We start from the raw sequence: 6,202 nt of genomic DNA on the forward strand, positions 1-6,202 counted from the left end.
GCTCGACCACCACCCGGTCAAACACGCCGCTGATCCAGCTCCCTTGGTGGATCAGGTCAAAGGGACGCTCCCGCCATGCCTGTGCCTCCGCAGCCGGCCTGGCAAAGGCAAACTTTGCAGCGGCTGATTGCAGCACCCCGCGCACCATCGCCAGCGCCGTCGTTTCAACCGCCTCCCCGCGCAGCAGTCCGGACGCCTTCCAGCGCGATTCGAGTTCGTCCATGTTCGAATTGGCATCCCACCACTCCACATAAGCCAGCAATTCATGCACCAGATTGCCCAGTCTCCGGCCCGGCTCACGCCCTGCGCTGAAGAGCATGCTGCCCTTCACCTGGAAATCTTCCTCTCCCGAAGGCGTCACGCGCTTGGCCAGCGGCTGGAACTCCCTCAACAACTCCCCCAGCGGACGCGACACCAGCGCCGTTTCCTGCGCCCGGGGCGTTGCGCCAGGAGATGTGGCAAACCATTGCTCGTCCCCCGTCTGCCACTCGATCAAATAAGACTCGCCTGCTTCGGACTCACCCGCAACGCCCAGCATCCGGCGCAAAAACTGTGCCTCTCTCATCGATGGCTCTTTTGACTTCGGTGGCGGTTCGGCAATCAGATACAGGCCGCGTTTGGCCCGGGTCATCGCCACATACAGGCGGCAGAGCGACTCAAAACCCGAGCGCTGTTTCGAGGTCTCCAGCTCCTCATCCAAAGCCTCATGCAAAGGTGCATAGATGCGCGGTGGCTCCTGCAAAACCCAGGAAATCCCCTGCGCATCGCGATTCACGATCAACGAGCGCCGCCGCACATGATCCATCGCATCGCCATTGAGATCCGGCAAAATGACCACATCAAACTCCAGCCCTTTGGCCTTGTGCACGGTCATCACCTGCACCGCGTTTGCCGCACCGCGCACCTGCATCGGCATATCGCGCGCATGCTGGAGGAATGCATCGATGTCGCGTGAACCACCGGCATCAAATTCGGCGGCCATTTCACCGAACTGACGCAGCCGCAGCTCGTGAAAAGCATCCATCTCAGGCAGCAGGGCGCGCACATGCCGGGTCCAGACTTCCGTGAAGCCGACAAAGCCGCGCTCAAACACGGACTCACGCACCTGATGGCACGTCAGCGGCCAGCCCCGCTCAGGAAGCTCGATCTGCGGCCAGAGCGGCGTCATTTTGAGATGTTCCAGCGCCAGGGTATCACCCGGGTGCGCCGCCAGCTGCAGCAGAGAGAGCAGGGCAAGCGTCACCGCATTGTCCGTGGCCGGATGGATCTGCGATTCGCACACGACCTCCATGCCCGTTGTCGCCCGCAGTTCTTCCGCAACTTCATTGGCATTCTTATTCCCGCGCACCAGCACCGCGCAGGTCAGCCCGCGCTCCAAGGGGCGGATTTCTTTCAGCAGCGCCGTCACGGTGGGTGTGGTGGAGGGATTGCGCAGCCCTTCTTCATTAGATACGCTCAGCAGCGCCGCGTAACCGCTGAGCTGCTGATTACGCTCCGCAGCCACATGCTTTTTGAACGCAAAGCCTGCGGTGCAGCCTGGCAGCACCGCTTCGATGCCTGCCGGGTTTGCAAACACCGCATTCACCGCGTCCAGCACCGCTGGAGCGCTGCGGAAGGACTGGCTGAGCGTCTGCGGTTCCAGGCCGTTCTGGTCCTGATGCGGCCATTCGCGCAACACATCGTCAAACAGGCCGGGTTCCGCCTGCCGCCAGAGGTAGATGGACTGTTTCGGATCCCCCACGGCGTAAAAGCTGCGCCTGCCGGTGTCATCCTGCATCACCTCATCCACCAGCCCACGCACGACATTCCACTGCACGCGGCTGGTGTCCTGAAACTCATCAAACAGCCAATGGTCATAACGTCCGTCGAGCCGGAACCACAGATCACCGCTTTCACCGTCCGCCCATTCCGAGCCGTCAGCCGTGGCAGCCGCCAGCAGTCGCTGCACATCGGCAAAGGACAGCCGACCGCGTGAGCGCACGCGACGGGCGTACTCGGCCTCGTAAAGCGCCATGAGAGCCGCCATGCCCTGAGTGCGCTGCGCCCGGCAGATCAGCTCCTGGTCTAGTATCGCCCCGGCAACCCGTCCCCAGGCGCGCGCGGTTTCCCCGGTGAGTTCCGATTTTTTGCCGCGCCCCCAGCCGATTTCCGCCCTGCCAGTCTTTAGATCCTTCCAGACTGCGGTCGTTTTATCCAAAAAATACTTCACCCTCGGCGGCAGTGTAGCCCCGGGTTCCAAGACAGAGGCTTCCGCCAGGAATTCATCGAAGAACCGGGCACCCTCATCGGTGCGCGGCACAAAACGATCCCGCAGGTTATTAAGCTCAGCCTTGAGATTGCCGGCCTCTGCCAGTTCCAGTCCCGGCAGCCTACCCCATGGGGAACCATCCCCGCTGTCGAGCCAGGTGGCATGGTGATCATTGATCCAGGACTCCAGGCTGCCTGCCGCGCTGCGTTCCTCGATGCCAAAGGTGGCCTGCTTGAAGCCTTCGAGCAGCGCACGGCCTGCATGCTCATCGCGCGAGGAATGGATGCGTTCCAGCAGCGCATCCAGCGCCTCCCGCCGCGCCTGTGCCGCTTCATTTTCGGCCATTACGCTGGCACCCAACGGAAGACCGAGCTCCAGCGGAAAGCAGGCGGTGATGTTGGCAAAAAAACTGTCCATCGTTCCCAGGCGCAGGCGATGGAGCTGCTGGGTGACCCTGCGCAGGAGATCGACAAACTCCGGCCACTGCTCGGGCAAAGGTGCCATGCCCGTGAAGTAGTGCTCCGGCTGCTCACCGTGCTGCGAAAGCCCGGACAGCCGCTGCAGGATGCGCTGGAAAAACTCCCCCGCCGCCTTGCGCGTGAAGGTCATCGCCGCGATGCGCTCCGGCGGCTGCCCGAGCGCGAGAAGATGCAGATGCCGCCGCACCAGCTGGTAGGTTTTGCCGGAACCTGCGGAGGCGGAGACGAGGATGTGGCGAAGGCGATTCACAGGTTTGCCGATGCAAGCCCACGCTGCACACCATGTCCAGCACTCTCACCTTTCCACCCAGCGACGAATCCATGGCAAAGCCAGCACGACGGCGATGATGACCGATGCGCCAAGATAGAAGCCCGCGCTCATGAACTCGGCCTTCCCAAACACCCAGGCAGCGAGAACGATGCCATACACCGGCTCCATATTATAGACGACGTTGACCGTGAAAACGCTGACCCGACGCAGCACATCCATGAAACCCGCATAGGCGGCCACGGTACACACAAGAGAAAGCACACCGAGCCAAAGCGCCGATGCGGCATCCGGCAGCTCCGGCAGGAGCCCGTTTTCGAGAAAGGGGCGGGAAAGGAACGCGGCAAGGCACGCACCGCCCATTTGATAAAAACCAATGACGCTCCAGTGGGTGTCCCGCGCAACCTGCTGCTTGCTCAGGGTGGCAAAGAAGGCGGCCAGCACGGCGGCGGCGATGGCCACGGAAAACCCGAGCCAGTAACGGAACTCCACCTGATAGATGAGCCACACAGCCCCGACCATGACAGCTCCCACGAGGAGTTCGGCAAACCGCCAGCGCCGGGAGCCATCAATGACTGGCTCAATCAACGAGGACCACAGCATGGCCGTAGGCATCACCGCCAAACAGACAGAAGCGGTGGCCAGCCGGGCGGACCAAAAGAACAAAATCCAATGCAGTCCCAGAATAATTCCCACAGCTAACATTGCCAAAATTCTACGTCGGGACACCAAAAGGGAGTGCCCCATGCAGCGCGCCAGCGCCCAAAAGCAGAGCACCGCCAGCGCCGTGCGCCACAGCACCACATCCACCGGCGGCAGCAGGATGAGCTTTCCCAAAATAGCCGTGAGCCCCCAGGCTAGCACGACTAGATGCAGCTGGATGTAATTACGCAGATTGGAACGGGACATGCTTGGTGACGAATCTGTTGCTCCAGCTGGTGCTGGAGGCTTCATTTTTCGGTCGCATACAAGGGCGAAAACCACCAATCCGCCATCAATACATCCTATGGCCTCAATTAATGGCAAGAACCCCCTTAGAACTTACGCCTTGACGTGGAGCGGTGCGGAAGCAGTAATGCAGGCTTGTCATGCTCCAGTTTGGACGTGCCTTGCCGCCCAGCCTTTATCCCGTCTGCTCACTCTGCCCTGCCTATGAATCACGGAACTTCTCATCTGTCTCGTCTAACAATTTTATCTGTAGTGGCTGTCACACTCTTGATTGCCACAACGCAGCAGGCACGAGCACAAGCGGGCCTCCCTGCGGCACCTACGGCTAAAAAAATCGTGCAGGACGTGCAAGTCGTCATCAAAGGCGCGGTCAAGCTGGATGAAAATCGCATTCGCAGCCAGCTGTCCACCCGTGTGGGCCAGCCTTTCAGCAATGAATCGGTGGAACGCGACATCCGTGCTCTTTACAGCACTGGAGCGGTGGAAAACCTCGACATCAATGCGGTGGACGTGGCAGGCGGCGTCAAAGTCATCGTCGAAATCATCGGTCGCGGCGGCATTGCAGAGATCAATTTCATTGGCAACACCGCCATCGACAACAGCAAGCTGCGCAAGGACATCGCGGTCAAAGTGGGCGATCCCGTGGATGACATCAAGCTTTCTGCTGCACAGCAAAAGATTGTGGAACTGTACGAAAAGAAAGGGTTCTCCGATGTCATCGCAAGCTATGACATCACCCCGTCCGCCCGCGAAGGGTTCTCCACGGTGACCTTTAAGATCGATGAAGGTGCTCGTGGCATCATTCATGACATCCGCTTCGAAGGCAACACCGCCATCAAGTCACGTGTGCTCCGCGGCCAGATCAAATCTCAGGAGCACCACATCTGGAACTTGTGGGGCAAAAAAGGCAAGCTGAGCAATCAGGATCTGCAGGAAGACATCAAAAAGATCGAGCAGGCCTTTCAGGACAAGGGTTTTGTTTATGCCAAAGTGACCGAGGTGCGGCGTGAACCGGTGTCCTCCAAGCAGATGGACCTTGTCTATGTGATCAATGAAGGCGCCAAGTATGACGTCTCGGCGGTCAAGATCTCCGGCAACACCATTTTCACCAATGACGTGCTGATGCAGGGCATCAAGACTGAACCCGGCTTCCCTTACGTCGGCAGCTTTATCAAGGCTGATGAAAAGATGGTTCAAGACTACTACGGCTCCCGTGGCTACGCCGATGCGCGTGTGGAGACAAGCATTTTGGAGACCAGTGCCGGGCAGGTTGCCGTGGCCTACAACATCGTGGAAGGCACCAAGTCCTACATCAGCAAGGTCAACATTTCCGGAAACTCGGTCACGAAGGACGAAGTCATCCGCCGCGAACTTCCCTTTGCCCCGGGTGAGGAACTCAACACCGTGAAAATCGAGGCCGGTAAAAGCCGCCTGCAAAACCTGAACTACTTCAGTTCGGTGGACATGCGCAACACGCCCACCACCGCCCCCGGCTACAAGGATGTGGACATCAATGTCCAGGAGCAGTCCACCGGCACGGTGAACTTCGGTGCCGGCTTCAGTTCCATCGACAGCATCACTGGATTCATTCAGGTAACACAGACCAACTTTGACATCAACGACTGGAAGGATTTCCGCGGGGGCGGTCAACGTTTCAACGCCAACATTCGTGCCGGTGCACTTCGTCGTGACGTCACCATCAGCTGGACCGAACCTTGGTTCCTGGGTCGCGAACTGGCCCTCACTGCTGAGGCATTCTATCACAACCTCTTCTACCTCTCCAACTTCTTCAATCAGACCAACGTCGGCGTCTCGGCCGGTTTGCGCAAACGTCTCGGTGAGCACGCCTACATTGAGAGCACCTACACCCTTCAGGACGTCACAGTTGGCGACATTGCCAGCGGTGCCTCCGCTCTGATCGCGCAAGAAAAAGGATCATACCTCCAAAGCAAGATTGACACGAACTTTGTGCATGACACGCGTGACAGCGTCTTCATCACCCGCAGCGGTCACAAGATCGAAGCAGGCATCCTGCTTTCAGGCCTTGGTGGAGATGTCCCGGTTTATGGCGGCAACATCGGCGGTCAGCAGTATTTCAATCTGCCCGGAGACACCATCCTGAGCTTTGAAGGAATGTTCCGTGCCGTCAACAGCTGGAACAGCGATCGGGTGCCCATTTTTGAGCGTCAGTTCCTCGGCGGTGCCAACAACCTGCGCGGCTTCACGTATCGTCATGCTGGCCCCAAGGACAGCACGGGT

3 protein-coding genes are annotated in these 6,202 nt (G+C 59.3%); 1 reads left to right on the plus strand and 2 read right to left on the minus strand.

What is annotated here, in order from left to right:
* Together ACIREA_RS24285 and ACIREA_RS24290 are read right to left on the minus strand one after the other, a co-directional pair.
* On the minus strand, positions 1-2,977 hold a 2,977-nt coding region (locus ACIREA_RS24285), incomplete at its 3' end, for a UvrD-helicase domain-containing protein (protein ID WP_397384924.1).
* A gap of 45 nt (positions 2,978-3,022) precedes the next feature.
* Entirely contained in the window at positions 3,023-3,904 is an 882-nt protein-coding gene (locus tag ACIREA_RS24290) for a DMT family transporter (protein WP_397384925.1), read from the minus strand.
* Between the two features lie 291 nt (positions 3,905-4,195).
* Between ACIREA_RS24290 and bamA the strand changes: the two genes are divergently transcribed.
* On the plus strand, positions 4,196-6,202 hold a 2,007-nt coding region (bamA, locus tag ACIREA_RS24295), incomplete at its 3' end, for an outer membrane protein assembly factor BamA (protein WP_397384926.1).

The organism is Prosthecobacter sp., assembly GCF_044373815.1.
Classification (GTDB): domain Bacteria; phylum Verrucomicrobiota; class Verrucomicrobiia; order Verrucomicrobiales; family Verrucomicrobiaceae; genus Prosthecobacter.